This window comes from Bradyrhizobium sp. WSM4874 (genome assembly GCF_055811835.1).
This window is the reverse complement of the sequence record NZ_JBVVPR010000012.1, coordinates 102,841-119,822: the sequence shown is the minus strand read 5'-3', so window position 1 is coordinate 119,822 and position 16,982 is coordinate 102,841. Positions and strand designations below refer to the sequence as shown.

The following is a 16,982-nucleotide window of genomic DNA, read 5'->3' as shown; positions in this document are numbered from 1 at the left end:
GCGACGGATGACCGCGTGCGTCTGGCACAGAGGTTGCTTCGATCCACTGCAATCTGGGTCGATCCGATGAGCTTCCGTCCCTTCACGAGCGAGTCCTACGCGCAAGACGACCGCCCCGAAGCCTGGCGGGACGTGCTGGCCGCGGTCGGCCTGCAGCCGGCGGCGGGCCATTCCTTCCTCGACGGGCACGCAACGGCGTCGCATCGCCACGCCGCAGGCGTCGCGCTGACGCGCATGGCGGCCGGCGCCCAGACCATTGGTCCGCGCACGCAGGCCAACGAAGACCTGCCGATTGCGCTGATGCCGGTCGAAGACGGCATGGTGCTCAAGAGCGCCGGCGGCCATCGCATCGTTCCGGTCGGTCATCTCGTGCTGCTACCGCGGAGCGGGGACTGGAGCATCGTGTTCCAGCGCGACATGCGCGCCATCGTGCTGTCGGTGACGTCGGAGGCGCTGCACGGCCGCCTCTCGGGTAGGCCGCGGCTCGGCGAACCCAGGGTTGTTCCGCCCAGCGGCTTTGCCGACGTCTTCGCGCGCTTGATGGACGCGACTGCGCGCACGCTCGACACGCTGAGCGATGCCGAATGGAATGCGGTCACGCAGTCGCTCGTCGATCTCCTGCTGACACTCGCCCATCAATTGGCGGCTTCGACATCCGACGCCGGATCGAGTGCGACGCAGTCGGCACTGCTGCACCGGATCTGCCAGACCATCGAACGCCGCCTCGACGATCCCGAACTGGTGCCGGCGCGCGTCGCGCAGGCGGAAGGGATTTCCGAGCGCTATCTGCAAAAGCTGTTCGAGACCGTCGGCGACAACTTTACTCACTACGTGCGCGAGCGGAGGCTGCAGCGCGCCTGGGCCGATCTGTCCAATCCGTCGGAGGCGCATCGCTCGATCTCGGAGATCGCCTACGCCTATGGCTTTGGCGATTCCGCGCATTTCAGCCGCGCCTTCCGCCATCGCTTCGGACTGCCGCCGCGCGAGTTTCGCCAGCAGGAGGCGGAGCGGGCGACGACGCAGCAGGGGATAGCCGGTCAGCGCGGATGGCCGCAGGATGCGTTGGCGCAGCTTCGCGTGCACCAGGTGAGCGCCGACGCGCGCGGCCATCTCGCTCCTACCGACATCGATGAGCCGAGAACGGCCGAACGCAAGCATCATCATCTTCCGATCGAAGCCAACCGTGTTCATTGGGGATATTTCAGTCGCGCGCTACAACCGCAGATCGAGATCAATTCGGGTGATACCGTCACGATCGAAACGCTGACGCAGCACGCCTCCGACGATCCTGAACTGATGATCGCGGGCGATGCGGACGCCGAAAGCGTATTCGGCTGGACCAGGGCGAGGAAGAACGTCGATCGCCGCGGCGCGGGTCCGATGGATGCCAGCATATTCGGGCGCGGCGCCGGCGAAGGCTTTGGCGTGCACATCTGCACGGGGCCGGTGTCGGTGAAGGATGCCCAGCCCGGCGACGTGCTGGAAGTTCGGATCCTCGACATCGTACCGCGCGCAAGTCGTCATCCGAAACATTCAGGGCGCGTGTTCGGCTCCTCGGTTGCGGCCTGGTGGGGCTATCATTACGACGAATTTCTTTCAGGGCCGAAGCCGCGCGAGGTCGTGACGATCTACGAGATCTTCGACGACACCGATGCGCCGCATGCCCGCGCGCTGTATTCCTACCGCTGGGAGCCGCAAACCGACCCGTTTGGAGTGGTGCACTCCACCTACGACTATCCCGGCGTTCCGGTCTTGCCCGGCACGGTAAAGCGCCGCCACGCCGTGCTCGACGGCATTCGCATTCCCTTGCGCCCGCATTTCGGCGTGATCGCGGTGGCGCCGCGCGAGGTCGATTTCATCGACTCCGTGCCGCCGTCCTATTTCGGCGGCAATCTCGACAATTGGCGCTTGGGGAAGGGGGCGACCGTCTATCTTCCGGTCTCCGTTCCCGGCGCATTGCTGTCGGTCGGCGATCCCCATGCCACGCAAGGTGACGGCGAATTGAGCGGCACCGCGATTGAATGCTCGATGACCGGAACCTTCGAGGTGATCCTGCACAAGAAGGCCGACCTCGGCGGTCAGCCGTTCGCCGATCTCTCTTATCCCCTGATCGAGACCGAGTCCGATTGGGTCCTGACCGGATTCAGCCATCCCAACTACCTCGCCGAGTTCGGCGCGCAGGGCCAGAGCGAGGTTTACGCAAAGTCCTCGCTCGATCTCGCCATGAAAGATGCGTTTCGCAAGATGCGACGCTTCCTGATGAACGTGAAGGGTCTCAGCGAGGACGAGGCGATCGCGCTGATGTCGGCCGCGGTCGACTTCGGCGTCACGCAGGTGGTCGACGGCAATTGGGGCGTGCACGCGATCATCAGCAAGCGCCTGTTTCAGAACGCGCCTTAAACCGAAGGATACCCAGTGAAATTCCACATGATCAGCGGCGGACCGAAGCCGGTCGCGCCCTTCAGCCACGCGGTGGAGACCGACGGCTTTGTCTTCGTCACCGGCCAAATGCCCGACACGCCGCAAACACCGGGCGTGTTGCCCGACGGCATCGTCGCGCAGACGAGGGCGGTGATGGAGAACCTGAAAGTTGTTTTGGCGGGCGTCGACCTCGGTCTCGAACACGTCGTGATGACACGCATCTATCTCACGCGTTTCAAGGAAGACTACACCGCGATGAACGAGACCTATCGCGAATTCTTCGCGCCCGGACGGCTGCCGGCCCGCACCTGCGTCGGTGTCACCGGACTTGCCTATGACGCACTGATCGAGATCGACCTGGTGTGCCGTCGGCCGTAAGGCGACAGCCCGTAGCCCGGATGGAGCGAAGCGCAATCCGGGATTCATTCCGCGGAGACAGGGCCCCCGGATTACGCTGCGCTCCATCCGGGCTACAAGACCTTGCGTCGCCTGTCGGGCAAAACACCCAAACGACGGGTCAATCCGCTCGCGCGAAAATATTCGCCTTTACAGAAATTCTGATTTATCGCATCTTGTCGCCACCTCACCCCGGTCAGAGGGGCGTATCGCGATCGTCACGAAACGTGGGGTGAGCTGCGGTGGACGCGGGCAGCATCGGCGCGAAGGGCTTCGCAGGGCGGGAAACCGTGAGCGATGGCGTCGCGCACACGACCGGTGTTGACAGCGTACGGCAAAACCGTGTCGTCCTGACGCCCGGGGTCTGTGCGTCAAGTCTTGTGGTGATGTGGGCTGCCCGACCGGGCAGGCGCATCAGCCATCCGCAAGGCGACGGGGGCAATAGTGCATCGCTCCCCGGGGAGAGCTCGGCATAAGCCGTCAAACCACTGCGCAGGGAAGGCCGTGTGTTGGGCTTCACCTGTATGCCGCTGTGCAGCCTCTTGTAGTGCAACCTTCGCACAGTGGACCGTGGGTGCCAGCCGGCACCCGGTCTTCCCTGCGCCCTCTGACGGAGGAGGGTGTACGAGACGAAGCAAAGCTCGGGCGAGCCAAGCCGCGAGGACGCGAAGCTGTGGCCGCGACGGAGAATGGGAGTTATTGGAGATCGTCGATGCCGCTTGCTCCGTCATTGCGAGCGCAGCGAAGCAATCCAAAATCCTCCATGGTAGGGATCTGGACGGCTTCGTCGCAAGAGCTCCTCGCAATGACGTGGAGAGAGCGGGCGCCTCCACCTCGGTCTTGTGCCCCGGACGCAGCCCAGCGCTCCTTTAGCGGTGCGCTGCTGAGCCGGAGCCGATGCCACAGCGTGTGTGCGACTTCCTGGCTCCTGGCTCCCGGCTCGGCGCTTCGCTTGTCCGGGACAAGAGATTGTAGAGCCGAACACTCCTTCCATTTCGTCTCAAATTGCAACCCGCGCGTGCAAGAAGTCTTGGTCGGCCGCGATTTACAAGTGATCAAGCGCTTGAACGCAGACTTCAGCCGCCTCGACTAATCGCTGATGCCAAAGGATCAGTGGAACGTGATCAACCCTCCTCTTCCTAAAGCACCAAAATGGTGCTTTAGTGCTTTCCGTGAGCCCGTCACCCCGAAATGCGCCATCGGCGCTGCGATGCCGACTTGCGCCTGACCCCGCCGCCAAGGCCGCGCTGGAGGCGACGTTCGGAGCCTATGACCGCATGATGGAGATCCTGGACGAGGTGGCGCGGAGCCATAACGTGGGTTCCAACGTCGTCCTGCTGCATGCTCATGCCTATGAACCAATCCGCAAACAGACCGCGCTGCCGTCGCGGCTGGTGACGCTGGGCCTGCGCGACCGCGCCGACTATCGCGCGGCGCAGGGGCGCCGCCTACCGCTCGACGACAAGCTCGCCAAGATCAAAGGTCCAGCCACCATTTCGATTGCCACCGTGCAAGGGCGCTTCAGCGTGCCCTTCGACTACGCCGGCTATGCCGAGGGCTGGGGGCAGAGCGTGCCCGCGCACCTGATCCGCACCGACGACGGTTTCGAAGTTCACTACGGCGTCACGCCGAACAATCTGCCAGAGGAGGAGAACGCCATGGATACCATCGCTGCCGCTCCCGAGAATTTCCTGTCGCGGGTCGGACGCCTGATCGCCGGGATTGCCTACGACGCGATCGAGCAGGCCGAAGGCAAGAACAAGCTTGGGGTGGTCGGACAGGCCATCCGCGAGATCGAGCGAGCCGAGGCCGAGGCGCGAGATGCGCTCGCGTCTGCGCGGGCCGAAGAATATCGCCTCAACGCGCGCCGCACCGAGATCGAGCGCGAGATGACCGATCTCGCTCCCAAGATCGAGGGCGCGATCGCTGATAGCCGCGACGATCTCGCCCGCTCGGGCATCGCGCGGCAGATGGATCTGGAGGCCCAGTTCGAGGTGCTCTCCCGCGCCATCGACGAGAACAACGAAAAGATCGAGCAGTGCGTGACGTCTCTGCGTGCCGTTCTCTCTGCGCTCCAGGACGCCGAACTGCGCCGCGCCGACCTGGAAAAGAGCGAGGCGGCCGCAAGTCACCAGGCCTCGACGTCACTGCGGAAGCCCGGCGGCACCTCGGCGGCGGCGAAGGCGCTGCGTGCGGGCAGGGCGGTGGCGCGCGCCACCGGCGTTCCGGCATCCATCCCGTTCTCGAGCGACATCGACGAGCTCAGCACGTTGCATCGCGACAAGGAGATTGCAGCGAGGCTGGCCCGGTTGAAGTCGCGCTCCTGAGACCTGTGTCATGAGCGCACTGCTCGAACATGTCATGTCGCCCGAGGTCAGGCCGTTCGCGATCGCGGCGGCCATGATCCTCATTGTCGGCTCGATCGAAGTGGTCTCGATGCTGGTCGGGGCCTCCCTGAGCGAAATGCTCGGCACCACCATCGATTTCGGTCATCCAAGCGACAATGGCGTCCTCAACGCCATCTCCTGGATCAATCTCGGCGGCGTGCCGCTGCTGATCTTCCTGCTGTTGCTGCTCGGTGCCTTCTCAATCACCGGCTTCCTGATCCAGGACATCGCGCGGATGGTGGCCGGTCCCTTACCAGCGACGGTCGCCTCGGTAGGGGCGGTCGTCGTCTCGGTTCCGCTCGTTCGCGCCACCAGCCGCGCCATCGCGCGGGCCATTCCCAAAGACGAAAGCTATGCGGTCGGCCTCGGCGATCTTGTCGGCCGCGTCGGCGAGGTCGTTATTGGTCCGCTCGACCAGGGACCGCCCGGCCGCGTCAGCGTCGCCGACGTTCACGGTAACCGGCATTTCGTCTGGGCGGTTGCCGCACCGTCATCGTCGCCCCTGCCGCAGGGAACCATGGTCCTGCTGGTCGATCGCGCCGGCACCCGCTTCGTGGCGGTGAAGGCCGACGATGAACTCAAGCCGTCCAAACCCACTCTAAGCAGCTAGCAGGCATTTATTAATTGGAGAACATCATGTTCGACATCGCAGTCCCGGCCATGATCGGCGTCGCGCTGATCGTCGTCCTCGGGATCGTCTTCACCATTCTCTACAAGCGCGCCACCCGCGACGAGGCCTTCGTGCGCACCGGCCTCGGCGGCAAGAAGGTCGTGCTCGACGGCGGCGCCATGATCCTGCCGATCTTCCACTCCTATGCCAGCGTCAATTTGAAGACGCTGCGACTGACCGTCGAGCGCAAGGAGCGGGAATCCCTGATCACCAGGGATCGCTTGCGCGTCGATATCGTCGCCGAATTCTACGTGCGCGTTCGCCCGGACGATGAGAGCATCGCGCTGGCGAGCCAGACGCTGGGCGCGCTGACCAACGACGCCGAGGCGCTGCGCAACCAGGTCGAGGCGAAATTTGTCGACGGTCTGCGTTCGGTGGCGGCCACCATGAGTATCCTCGAGCTCCAGGAGAAGCGCTCCGACTTCGTCAAGCACGTGCAGGCCACGGTCGAGTCCGACGTGAAATCGAACGGCCTCGAGCTTGAATCGGTGTCCCTGACCAAACTCGACCAGACCGACGTCAAATTCTTCAATCCGGAGAATTTCTTCGACGCTGAAGGTCTCACCCAATTGAAGACGGTCACCGAGACTCGTCGCCGCGACCGCAACGCCATTGTGCGCGACAACGAGGTAGCGATCGCACAGAAGGACCTCGAGGCGCGGCAGCAGACCCTGACGATCGAGCGGACCAAGAAGGAGGCCGAACTGTCGCAGGAGCGCGACATCGCCAACAAAACTGCGAGCACCCGCGCCGAGGTCGCAACCGCGACCCAAACCGCGCGCCTGACCGAGGAGAATGCCCGCATCGATACCGACCGGGCGGTCGCCGAGAAGGAGGCGGGCGCCAAGCAGGTGAAGGAAACCGCAGTGATCGAATCTGACCTGGCGATCAACAAGCGCAAGACCGATGCGCAGCGCGAGATCCAGATCGCCACCCAGGAGAACGAGATCCAGATCGCGTCCAAGAGCAAGCAGACCTCGGAAGCCGTGACCGAAGCCAAGACGGCCGAAGCGGTCGCCGTTTCCGCGGAAGAAAAGGTCGTGACCGCCCGCGCCGTCGAGGTTGCCGATCGTGCCCGTCTCACCCAGGTGCTCGCCGCGCGCACCGAGGCCGAGCGAAAATCCACCGAGGTGATCGTGGCGGCCGAAGCCGAGAAGAAGGCCGCGCTCGATCGCGCCGAGGCCACCAAGACGCTGGCCACCGCCGAAGCCGAGTCCAACAAGATCAAGGCGGTTGGCGTCAGGAATATCGGCGAGGCCGAGGCCGCAATCATCACACTCAAGAACGAGGCACAGAACAAGCTGGGGGCCAACGTCATCGACTTCGAACTCGCCAAGAAGCGGATCGAGATCATGCCGTCGGCGCTGGCCGAAATGGTCAAGCCCATCGGAAACCTGAAGGACGTCCGCATCCTCCATACCGGCGGGGCGTTCGGCGGCAATGGCGTCGGCGGAGGCAATGTCGGCTTCGGCGAGGGGCTTGCCGGCGAACTCCTCAAGGTGCACGCGCTGCGTCCGATGATCGACGAGATCCTGCGCCAGAGCGGCTTTGCGCCGGGCGAGGATCCCGTAAAGGCGCTGGTCGGCGCCGTGACGGGGAAGAGCAATGGCGCCGCGGTGCCGGCGCCCGCGCCGGAGACAACAAACCGCGCCGATCTATGAATGCCGGTTCATTGCTGCGGAGAATTCGAATCGATATGAATTGGCTCGTTGCGCGTCTCGCGTCGTGCAACGAGCCGGAGGCGGATCGATCGCGTCTCGAACCTTTCGATTGCGCCTCCGACGAATCCTTCAAGGCAACGCCATTAGTTGCCGCGGCGCCTGCGCCGATCGACGTCAGGCACCGAAAGCCCGTTTCGATCGGGGGAATTTCATATGAAGTATTTTCTGTCTGCACTGATCGCGATCGGCCTATCGATTGCGGCCGCGCCGTCGTTCGCGGCTGACGCCCGGAACGTCACCGTCGTCAACGAGACTGGCTATGCCATCAAATTCCTGGGCTTCAACGCCCCGGACGATGGCATGGACGAATGGGACAACGAGTTGGAGAAGGTTTTGCAGAACCAGGCGAGCACCTATGTCGAGTTCGACGATGATGACGATGGCTGTGTCTGGAACGTCCGCGTCGACTGGCAGAACTATGACGAGACCGTGCTCTGGAAGAACGTCAACCTCTGCAAGTTCACCGCACTCCGGCTGCGCTACGATTCCGGCACCAAGACCACTTCGTTCGTCGCCGAGTAACTTGACCTGAGGTCAGGCGGAGGAGGGGCCATGCCCCCTTCCTCGCCGCAATGTGCCAGATAGCGAATTCGTCCTTTGCAAGCGCAAGCGGCTTTGTTATACGCAGCCGCGCGCGAACGACGGGTTCGCCCTTTTCCTCGGTAGCTCAGCGGTAGAGCATCCGACTGTTAATCGGATGGTCGCTGGTTCGAATCCAGCCCGGGGAGCCAAATTCCGCTTCATCTTCAGTGACTTGCGCCGAGACTCTGATCTGGCGTGCGATCTCGTTGCGGCAAATTCTCAATAGATGTGTACCGGGGCGAGCCGGCATCCTCCGCGGTGACGCCAAAACGACTCAATTGAAATCGAGCTTCCAAAGGCCGGTCCTTTACGGAGCTGATTCCCATGCGAGACATCCAGGTCGACCGTTCCCCGCTGGCTCCTTCCATTTTGCCGGCGGACATCCCCGAACTCAGCGATGACGAATGCCTCGCCTGTCTGGCGCGCGCGGTCGAGACCCACGATTCGGCACGGCTGGATGAAGTCGCCGCATTGATCGGCCGCCTCGCGGTCACGATCGAATAGGTCTCGCCCTCTCGACGTTGCGAGTTGCGGTTGGGCCCGGTTCGCGGGGGCCAAAGCCATGTTGCGTTTTCGCAGGGCCTGTTCCAAAGATGCCGCCAACTTTCGTCGCGGCATCGTCCGCCTTGCAGGGTCCGCAAATGTCCGTTTTCTCGACGGCGCGCCTAAAAATGGTCGACGGCCAGGTGCGCACCAGTGACGTCACCGACCGTCGTGTTCTCGACGCCATGCTCACGGTTCCGCGCGAGGCCTTCGTGCCGGCCAGCCGGCAGGCATTGGCGTATCTCGACCTCGATCTCGACGTCAGCGAGGGGGGCGGCAAGCGGTTCCTGATGAAGCCGCAGCTGACCGGCAAGCTGCTCCAGGCCGCCGAGATCGGCGAGGGTGACAACGTGCTGGTCGTCGGCTGCGCCACGGGCTATCTCGCTGCGCTGACCGCCAAGCTCGCCCGCCAGGTCACCGCGACGGAATGCGATTCGGCCCTGGCCAAGAAGGCCAATGACGTCTTCGCCGCCCTCGGGCTCGCCAACGTGGCCTGCAAGGCCGCGGCCTGTACCGAGGGTGATCCCGCTGCTGGCCCCTATGATGTGATCGTCCTCAACGGCGCCACCGAGGTGACGCCGGCAGGGCTGCTCGGGCAGCTCAAGGAGGGTGGGCGCCTGTTGGGGGTTTCGGCCGAATCCAGGCCGCCGCGAGCCATGATCGTGACCCATACCCACGGCGAATTCGGCCATCGGGCGCTGTTCGATGCCGCGGCCCCGGTCCTTCCCGGGCTGGAACGGGCCGCCGCCTTCGTGTTCTGACGGCCGATAGCGGCTTTAGCCCGTTAAAATCCCGTTCTGAATCAGAAGTGTGGCCGGGATGCTGCACGTGAAGAGTTTCCACTGCGGACACCCCTCAGGTAGTTCCGTCGCGCTTGACCGCGTCCTATGTTGCGACGGGGCAACGACTCCACTCGTAGACGGTAACCCAGCTCGCGGGCACGAGCCGGGCGTTAGAATGAACGGAATTTTTGGATGCATGGGGTGAAGCTCTTCACCGGAGCAGCGGTTTCGGTCCTGCTGCTGGCGCTTGCCGCGCCGACGCCTGCCTTGGCGGATACGATCGAGGCTGCGCTGGTGCGCGCCTATCAGAACAATCCGCAGCTCAACGCGCAGCGCGCCCAGGCGCGCTCGACCGACGAGAACGTGCCGCAGGCGCTGTCGGGCTACCGCCCCAAGGTCAACGTGACCCTCGGCACCGGCTATCAATATCAGGATATCCAACAGACGCAGAAGGGCCCAACGATCCATAGCAACAACCCCCTTTCCACGCAGCCGCTTCAGCCCAACAGCGCCAGCTTGACCGTCAACCAGACGCTCTACAACGGCAATCAGACCGCCAACAGGACGCGTGCGGCGGAGAGTCAGGTCTCGGGGTCCCGCGAGGCGTTGCGTGTGCTTGAGCAGACGGTCCTGCTGCAGGCTGCCACGACCTACATGGACTTCCTGCGTGATTCGGCGACTCTCGAAGTTCAGCGCAGCAACGTGCGCGTGCTCGAACAGACGCTCAAGCAAACCCGTGATCGCTTCAATGTCGGCGAAGTGACGCGCACGGACGTGGCGCAATCCGAAGCGCAGCTCGCGGCCGGCAGGACCCAGGCCCTGACTGCCGAATCGAATCTCACGACGACGCGCGCGAATTTTCGCCGGATCATCGGCAACGAGCCGACGAACCTGGCACCGGGCTCGCCGGTCGATCGATTTCTGCCCGCGACGCTCGCCTCCGCCGTCGGTCTCAGCCTGGTGGAGAACCCCAACGTCACGGCTTCGATGTTCGGGATCGACGTCAACTATCTCCAGGTCAAGATCAACGAGGGCGCGCTGCTGCCGACGGTCACCGTCCAGGCTGCTGTCAGCACGTCGTACCAGCAGACTCTGAATGTCTTCCGAACGAATACCGCGTCCGCCATCGCGACAGCTTCCATACCGATCTATCAGGGCGGCGCAGAATATTCGCTGATCCGGCAGTCCAAAGAGAACCTGGCGCAGCAGCGCCTGAATCTCGAAACCACCCGCGATCAGACCCGCGCCAACGTCGTGCAGGCCTGGGGGCAGTTGGAAGCCGGCAAGGCGCAGGTACAATCTGCGCAGGCGCAGGTCACGGCCTCCGAGATCGCGCTGAACGGCGTGCGCGAAGAAGCCAAGGCCGGCCAGCGTACCACGCTGGACGTGCTCAACGCGCAGCAGGCGCTGGTGAACGCACGCGTTGCGCTCGTCACTGCCCAGCATGACCGCGTGGTGGCGTCCTATTCGGTGCTCAACGCCGTCGGCCGTCTCGCGCCGCAAGTCCTCGGCCTCAACACCACGGTCTACGATCCCAGCGTCCACTACCAGCAGGTTCGCGACAGCTGGGCCGGCGTCCGCACGCCAGACGGACGCTAGAGTCCCGTAATCATCCGGTCGGCCTCGCGAATAGCCGAAGCCGACCGGTGCTTTGCTTGCAATCATCAAAATCCCTGACATAGCCTTGCCAAGAAGATGCGGGCCGATTCGCTCTGCATCCGATGCCGTGTGCGTAAAGCATGAGTGCCGAGGGCAGGGGCGCACCGCTGCACGTTGAGCCGTCATCTGGGGACAAGTCGGGCTGCCGCGACGAAAATGTCGGGCCACCCATCCGGAACCGGCCAATCCTGTCGTGCTTGGTGTAAAACAACGCATGCGAGGGCGTTGATGATGTGGAGTCGGAGATGACGCAGCCTGCAAAGGTCACAGAACCCTCGATGGAGGAGATTCTGGCCTCGATCCGGCGCATCATTGCCGACGATGAGGCCAAGCCGCCGCCGGCGGATGCTGCCAAGCCCGAGAAAGCTGCCGCCCCCGCCGCGCCAGCGAAGCCGCAGGCGATCAACGATATTCCGCCATCCAAGGTCGCGCCGCCCAAACCGGCCGCCGAGAAGCCCGCACCGCCGCCGGCTGCCAAGCCGGCGCCGCCGCCGGCCCCCGCACCCGAGGCGGATGCATCCAACAATCAGGACGATATCGACGCGCTGCTGGCGGGCCTCGACACGGCCACGGCTGCGCCGGAAATCCGCGTTCCCGAGCCAGAGCCCGAACCTGAGCCGGACGTGCTGGAATTGACCGACGATATGGCGCTGGCGATGGAGCCGACGCCACCTCCGCCGCCGCCGAGCTTCCGCAAGGTCGAGCCGCGCGACGATCTCGAATTCGCCGAATCGCCGCCGCCGCGTCCGACGCCGGCATCCTATGCGCCGGTGGATTTCGATGCGCCGCCACTGCCACCCCAACAGCCGATCCTGGCGCAATCGACGGTCTCCGCGGTCGAATCCGCCTTCAATTCCCTGGCCCACACCGTGCTCAGCAGCAATGCGCGAACGCTGGAGGATCTGGTCAAGGAGATGCTGCGTCCGATGCTGAAATCCTGGCTGGACGACAATTTGCCGGGCCTCGTTGAACGCATCGTGAAGGCCGAAATCGAGCGGGTATCGCGCGGCGGCAGGTAGATCGGGCCGCAGAGCCCTCATAAAGCCCTGCTTGTGCGTCATATTCCGACCGGACCGGAAAGCCCTGTTGCCGCCTGGCTTTCCCTGACCTTTCCGTTGACTTGTCCGTTGACTTGGGCCCCGTGCGCGGCTTTCTAACAGCGCCATGATCGAGAAAAATTACCAGCCCGCCGATATCGAAGCCCGCATGTCCGTCGTGTGGGAGGACAGCCTTGCCTTCAAGGCCGGCCGCCCGGACCGCCGCGATGCAGTGCCCTTTACCATCGTGATCCCGCCGCCGAACGTGACGGGCTCGCTGCACATGGGCCACGCCCTCAACAACACGCTCCAGGACATCCTGTGCCGCTTCGAGCGCATGCGCGGCCGCGACGTGCTGTGGCAGCCCGGCACCGACCATGCCGGCATCGCCACCCAGATGGTGGTCGAGCGGCAGCTGATGGAGCGCCAGCAGCCCAGCCGTCGCGAGATGGGCCGCGAGAAGTTTCTGGAGCGGGTCTGGCAGTGGAAGGCCGAGAGCGGCGACACCATCATCAACCAGCTCAAGCGGCTCGGCGCCTCCTGCGACTGGTCGCGTGAACGCTTCACCATGGACGAAGGCCTGTCCAAGGCCGTGGTCAAGGTGTTCGTCGAGCTGCACCGCGACGGCCTGATCTACAAGGACAAGCGGCTGGTGAACTGGGACACCAAGCTGCTCACCGCGATCTCCGATCTCGAAGTGCAGCAGACCGAGGTCAAGGGCCACCTCTGGTACCTGCGCTATCCGATCGAGGGCACGACGTTCAGCCCCGACGATCCCGCGAGCTTCATTGTCGTTGCCACCACGCGCCCGGAGACCATGCTCGGCGATACCGGCGTCGCCGTGCATCCCGAAGACGAGCGCTATCAGAAGCTGGTCGGCAAGAACGTGATCCTGCCGCTGGTCGGCCGCAAGATCCAGATCGTCGCCGACGACTATTCCGATCCGGAGAAGGGCTCGGGCGCGGTGAAGGTGACACCGGCGCACGACTTCAACGACTTCGAGGTCGGCAATCGCCACGGCCTCGCCCGGATCAGCGTCATCGACAAGGAAGGTTGCCTCGATCTCCTCGACAACGAGGATTATCTGCGCGACCTGCCGGAAGGTGCCGCGCAGTTCGCCGAGGAGTTCAACAAGCTCGATCGCTTTGCAGCGCGCAAGCGCATCGTCGAGCGGCTGGAATCGTTCGGCTTCGTCGAGCGGATCGAGCCCCACACCCACATGGTGCCGCATGGCGACCGCTCCGGCACGGTGATCGAGCCCTATCTGACCGACCAGTGGTATGTCGACGCCAAGACGCTGGCGAAGCCCGCGATGGCCGCCGTGCGTTCGGGCGAAACCACCTTCGTGCCGAAGAACTGGGAAAAGACTTACTTCGAGTGGATGGAGAACATCCAGCCCTGGTGCATCTCGCGCCAGCTCTGGTGGGGTCACCAGATCCCGGCCTGGTACGGTCCCGACGGCAAGGTGTTCGTCGCCGAGACCGAGGAGGAGGCCGTCAGCCACGCCCTCGGCTATTACGTCGAGCAGGAAGTCATCACGGTCGAGCAAGGCCGCGAGATGGCGCTCGACCGCAACAAGCGTGATGGCTTCATCACGCGCGACGAAGACGTGCTCGACACCTGGTTCTCCTCGGCGCTGTGGCCTTTCTCGACCCTCGGCTGGCCCGCAGACGCGCCGGAAGTGCAGCGTTACTACCCGACCAATGCGCTGGTGACCGGCTTCGACATCATCTTCTTCTGGGTCGCCCGCATGATGATGATGGGCCTCCACTTCATGAAGGAGGTGCCATTCTCGACCATCTACATCCACGCCCTCGTCCGCGACGAGAAGGGCGCCAAGATGTCGAAATCAAAGGGCAACGTCATCGATCCGCTCAGCCTGATCGACCAATATGGTGCGGACGCGCTGCGCTTCACGCTGGCCGCGATGGCCGCACAGGGACGCGACATCAAGCTCGCCACCAGCCGTGTCGAGGGCTATCGCAATTTCGCGACCAAGCTCTGGAATGCGTCGCGCTTCGCGGAGATGAACCACTGCGCCGTGCCCGAGGGTTTCGAGCCGGCCAAGGTCAAGGAGACGCTGAACCGCTGGATCGCGCATGAGAGCGCGCACACCACGCGGGAGGTGACCGAGGCGATCGAGGCCTATCGCTTCAACGACGCCGCCGGCAGCATCTATCGCTTCGTCTGGAACGTCTATTGCGACTGGTATCTCGAGCTCGCAAAACCCGTGCTGCTCGGTCCCGACAGCCCTGCCAAGGCCGAGACCCGCGCCATGGTGGCATGGGCACGCGACGAGATCCTGAAACTGCTGCACCCCTTCATGCCCTTCATCACCGAGGAGCTGTGGGAGGTGACGGCCAAGCGCGACGGTCTGCTCGCGCTTGCATCGTGGCCGCTGAAGCCGGCCGCGCCGACGCCGGAGCAGCTTGCGATGCTCGCGGCGACGACGGGGCCGACCGACGCGCTCGTCTCGCCGGTTTGGGTGCTGCCGATCTTCGACCATGCCGACTTCACCGATCCCGCGGCCGAGGCCGAGATCGGCTGGGTGATCGACCTCGTCGCGCAGATCCGTTCGGTGCGCGCCGAGATGAACATTCCGCCGGCGACCCTGACGGCGCTGGTGCTCGCAGGCGCCTCGGCCGAGACGAAGGAGCGCGCGCCGCGCTGGAGCGACGTCATCAAGCGCATGGCCCGGCTGTCGGACATCGCCTTCGCCGACCGTGCGCCCGACGGCGCGGTCCAGCTCCTGGTGCGCGGCGAGGTGGCTGCGCTGCCGCTGAAGGGCGTGATTGACGTCGCCGCCGAGCGCACGCGTCTCGACAAGGAGATCGGCAAGGCCGACGCCGACATCAAGCGCGCCGAGTCCAAGCTGGCGAACGAGAAATTCGTCGCCAACGCGGCCGAGGAGGTGGTCGAGGAGGAGCGCGAGAAGCGCGGGGCCGCGCTCGCCCGCAAGGCCAAGCTGCTCGAGGCGCTGGAGCGGCTCAAGCAGGCGTCGTGAGACGCCCGTCATTCCGGGATGGTCCGAAGGACCAGACCCGGAATCTCGAGATTCCGGGTTCGGCTCTTCGAGCCGCCCCGGAATGACCATCAGCGAGGGAACGGCTTGCTCAAAAACTTCGAGCCCCTGACGCCATAGCGCCAGGGCAGCTCGACCGCCTTGGTGATACCGATCCGGATGCCGGCCACCACCTCGACGTCCTCCGTCCGCGCATGCAGCGCGATCGGCGGCCGGTCCAGCGGCAAGGCATTGTGCGCGATGGTGATGCCGAGCGCTTCGGTCAGCTTGCCCGGGCCCGAGCACAACGCGTGCAAATCCTGGAGATGGCGCCGCCGACGCATCGCGGCGATGCCGTGGGTCGGCTCCAGCGCGCGGATCAGCACGGCGCTGGCCGAGCCTTCCTCCTCGCAGACGAAGTTCACGCACCAGTGGATGCCGTAGGAGCGGTAGACATAGGCAAAGCCGGGCGGGCCGAACATCACCTGGTTCCGCGGCGTCGGGCCTCGATAGGAGTGCGCCGCCGGCTCGGTATGATGATAGGCCTCGACTTCGACAACGAGGCCGCCGACGCCATCGACCAGCATGGTCGCACCGATCAGGTCGGGCGCGACCTCGTGGACGCTGCGTGCGAAAAAGGCACGCTTCAGGGCTTTGCCGAGCCGGGGGGTAGAGGTCTTCGAGACTGGAGCCATTCGAGGTGAGAATCGCCAGAGAACAGAGCAGGATATTGCCCATATCTGCCATGTTCCCTGAAGCGGGGCGAGCCGGGTTGCGATGCCCGGCCAGACCGACTAGGTAGGACTTGGTCAGACCGGACACCCCATGGTCGTTATTGTCGATACCATCTCGAACCCGCTGCGCCCACGTCACCCCGAAAAGGTGAATCGGCCCGATTCCGCTTCGCCGCCGAAGCCGGACTGGATCCGCGTACGCGCGCCCAACACCCGCGGCTATGCCGACACCCGCAACATCGTGCGCGCCAACGGCCTGCACACGGTGTGCGAGGAGGCGGGCTGCCCGAATATCGGCGAGTGCTGGGACAAGAAGCACGCGACCTTCATGATCATGGGCGACACCTGCACCCGCGCCTGTGCGTTCTGCAACGTCAAGACCGGCATGCCGAACGCGCTCGACGCGGCCGAGCCGCAGAACGTTGGTGAGGCCGTGGCCAAGCTCGGCCTTGCCCATGTCGTCATCACCTCCGTCGACCGCGACGATCTCGCCGACGGCGGCGCCGATCATTTCGCCCAGACCATCCGCGCGATCCGCGCCGCGTGCCCCTCGACCACGATCGAGATCCTGACACCGGATTTCTTGCGCAAGGAGGGGGCGCTGGAGGTCGTCGTCGCGGCGAAGCCCGACGTGTTCAACCACAATCTCGAGACCGTGCCGTCGTGCTATCTCACCGTGCGGCCGGGCGCGCGCTATTTCCATTCGATCCGGCTGCTGCAGCGGGTCAAGGAGCTCGATCCCACCATCTTCACCAAGTCCGGCATCATGGTCGGCCTCGGCGAGGAGCGCCACGAGGTGCAGCAGGTGATGGACGATCTGCGTTCGGCCGACGTCGATTTCCTGACCATCGGGCAATATCTCCAGCCGACCCGCAAGCATCACGCCGTGATGCGTTACGTGCCGCCGGACGAGTTTTCGTCCTACGAGAAGGTCGCCTACACCAAGGGCTTCCTGATGGTGTCGGCGAGCCCGCTCACCCGTTCGTCGCATCATGCCGGCGAGGATTTTGCGAAACTGAAGGCCGCGCGGGCAGCAAGCGCCCGCTGAA

General features: G+C 64.4%; 13 protein-coding genes and 1 tRNA gene. 13 read left to right on the top strand and 1 reads right to left on the bottom strand.

The genetic code is table 11. From position 1 onward, the window contains the following. Positions 1–66 precede the first annotated feature (66 nt). From AC0L3P_RS15255 to AC0L3P_RS15200, 12 genes are all read left to right on the top strand, one after another. Positions 67–2,400 carry an acetamidase/formamidase family protein gene (locus tag AC0L3P_RS15255; RefSeq protein ID WP_473302676.1) on the top strand — a complete coding sequence of 778 codons (2,334 nt, stop codon included), beginning with the start codon at positions 67–69 and terminating at the stop codon, positions 2,398–2,400. Between the two features lie 15 nt (positions 2,401–2,415). Beyond that, the gene (locus AC0L3P_RS15250; RefSeq protein WP_473302524.1) at positions 2,416–2,799 is read left to right on the top strand and encodes a RidA family protein; all 384 of its coding nucleotides are present in this window, start codon (positions 2,416–2,418) and stop codon (positions 2,797–2,799) included. Positions 2,800–3,980: 1,181 nt separating this feature from the next. Next, complete coding sequence (locus tag AC0L3P_RS15245) at positions 3,981–5,144, top strand: PspA/IM30 family protein (RefSeq protein WP_473302521.1); 1,164 nt, start codon at positions 3,981–3,983, stop codon at positions 5,142–5,144. 10 nt (positions 5,145–5,154) lie between these two features. Next, on the top strand, positions 5,155–5,814 hold the full coding sequence (locus tag AC0L3P_RS15240) for an OB-fold-containig protein (RefSeq protein WP_473302518.1): 660 nt from the start codon (positions 5,155–5,157) through the stop codon (positions 5,812–5,814). 26 nt (positions 5,815–5,840) lie between these two features. After that, the gene (locus tag AC0L3P_RS15235; RefSeq protein WP_354210330.1) at positions 5,841–7,535 is read left to right on the top strand and encodes a flotillin family protein; all 1,695 of its coding nucleotides are present in this window, start codon (positions 5,841–5,843) and stop codon (positions 7,533–7,535) included. 213 nt (positions 7,536–7,748) lie between these two features. After that, positions 7,749–8,117: a hypothetical protein gene (locus tag AC0L3P_RS15230; RefSeq protein WP_275172595.1), complete on the top strand. Its 369-nt coding sequence runs from the start codon at positions 7,749–7,751 to the stop codon at positions 8,115–8,117. A gap of 134 nt (positions 8,118–8,251) precedes the next feature. Then, positions 8,252–8,326, top strand: a tRNA-Asn gene (locus AC0L3P_RS15225). Positions 8,327–8,501: 175 nt separating this feature from the next. Then, the gene (locus AC0L3P_RS15220; RefSeq protein ID WP_007591158.1) at positions 8,502–8,681 is read left to right on the top strand and encodes a hypothetical protein; all 180 of its coding nucleotides are present in this window, start codon (positions 8,502–8,504) and stop codon (positions 8,679–8,681) included. 137 nt (positions 8,682–8,818) lie between these two features. Next, complete coding sequence (locus AC0L3P_RS15215) at positions 8,819–9,481, top strand: protein-L-isoaspartate O-methyltransferase family protein (protein WP_275172594.1); 663 nt, start codon at positions 8,819–8,821, stop codon at positions 9,479–9,481. Positions 9,482–9,694: 213 nt separating this feature from the next. Then, positions 9,695–11,101, top strand: a complete 1,407-nt coding sequence (locus AC0L3P_RS15210; RefSeq protein ID WP_275172593.1) for a TolC family outer membrane protein — start codon at positions 9,695–9,697, stop codon at positions 11,099–11,101. A gap of 305 nt (positions 11,102–11,406) precedes the next feature. Continuing rightward, entirely contained in the window at positions 11,407–12,180 is a 774-nt protein-coding gene (locus AC0L3P_RS15205) for a PopZ family protein (RefSeq protein WP_473302511.1), read from the top strand. Between the two features lie 145 nt (positions 12,181–12,325). After that, positions 12,326–15,202 (top strand): valine--tRNA ligase, encoded by a 2,877-nt coding sequence (locus AC0L3P_RS15200; protein WP_473302509.1) that lies wholly within the window; start codon positions 12,326–12,328, stop codon positions 15,200–15,202. A gap of 89 nt (positions 15,203–15,291) precedes the next feature. On the opposite strand, the gene AC0L3P_RS15195 is transcribed toward AC0L3P_RS15200, so the two are convergent. Next, complete coding sequence (locus tag AC0L3P_RS15195) at positions 15,292–15,894, bottom strand: DNA-3-methyladenine glycosylase (RefSeq protein ID WP_473302507.1); 603 nt, start codon at positions 15,892–15,894, stop codon at positions 15,292–15,294. Between the two features lie 130 nt (positions 15,895–16,024). Between AC0L3P_RS15195 and lipA the strand changes: the two genes are divergently transcribed. Beyond that, positions 16,025–16,981: a lipoyl synthase gene (gene lipA / locus AC0L3P_RS15190; protein WP_354059568.1), complete on the top strand. Its 957-nt coding sequence runs from the start codon at positions 16,025–16,027 to the stop codon at positions 16,979–16,981. The last annotated feature ends 1 nt before the right edge of the window (position 16,982 follow it).

Bases quoted from the DNA above. Each gene is read 5' to 3' on its own strand.
- AC0L3P_RS15255 (WP_473302676.1), top strand. From the start codon at position 67: ATGAGCTTCCGTCCCTTCACGAGCGAGTCCTACGCGCAAGACGACCGC.
- AC0L3P_RS15240 (WP_473302518.1), top strand. From the start codon at position 5,155: ATGAGCGCACTGCTCGAACATGTCATGTCGCCCGAGGTCAGGCCGTTC.
- AC0L3P_RS15235 (WP_354210330.1), top strand. From the start codon at position 5,841: ATGTTCGACATCGCAGTCCCGGCCATGATCGGCGTCGCGCTGATCGTC.
- AC0L3P_RS15230 (WP_275172595.1), top strand. From the start codon at position 7,749: ATGAAGTATTTTCTGTCTGCACTGATCGCGATCGGCCTATCGATTGCG.
- AC0L3P_RS15220 (WP_007591158.1), top strand. From the start codon at position 8,502: ATGCGAGACATCCAGGTCGACCGTTCCCCGCTGGCTCCTTCCATTTTG.
- AC0L3P_RS15215 (WP_275172594.1), top strand. From the start codon at position 8,819: ATGTCCGTTTTCTCGACGGCGCGCCTAAAAATGGTCGACGGCCAGGTG.
- AC0L3P_RS15210 (WP_275172593.1), top strand. From the start codon at position 9,695: ATGCATGGGGTGAAGCTCTTCACCGGAGCAGCGGTTTCGGTCCTGCTG.
- AC0L3P_RS15205 (WP_473302511.1), top strand. From the start codon at position 11,407: ATGACGCAGCCTGCAAAGGTCACAGAACCCTCGATGGAGGAGATTCTG.
- AC0L3P_RS15200 (WP_473302509.1), top strand. From the start codon at position 12,326: ATGATCGAGAAAAATTACCAGCCCGCCGATATCGAAGCCCGCATGTCC.
- AC0L3P_RS15195 (WP_473302507.1), bottom strand. From the start codon at position 15,894: ATGGCTCCAGTCTCGAAGACCTCTACCCCCCGGCTCGGCAAAGCCCTG.
- lipA (WP_354059568.1), top strand. From the start codon at position 16,025: ATGGTCGTTATTGTCGATACCATCTCGAACCCGCTGCGCCCACGTCAC.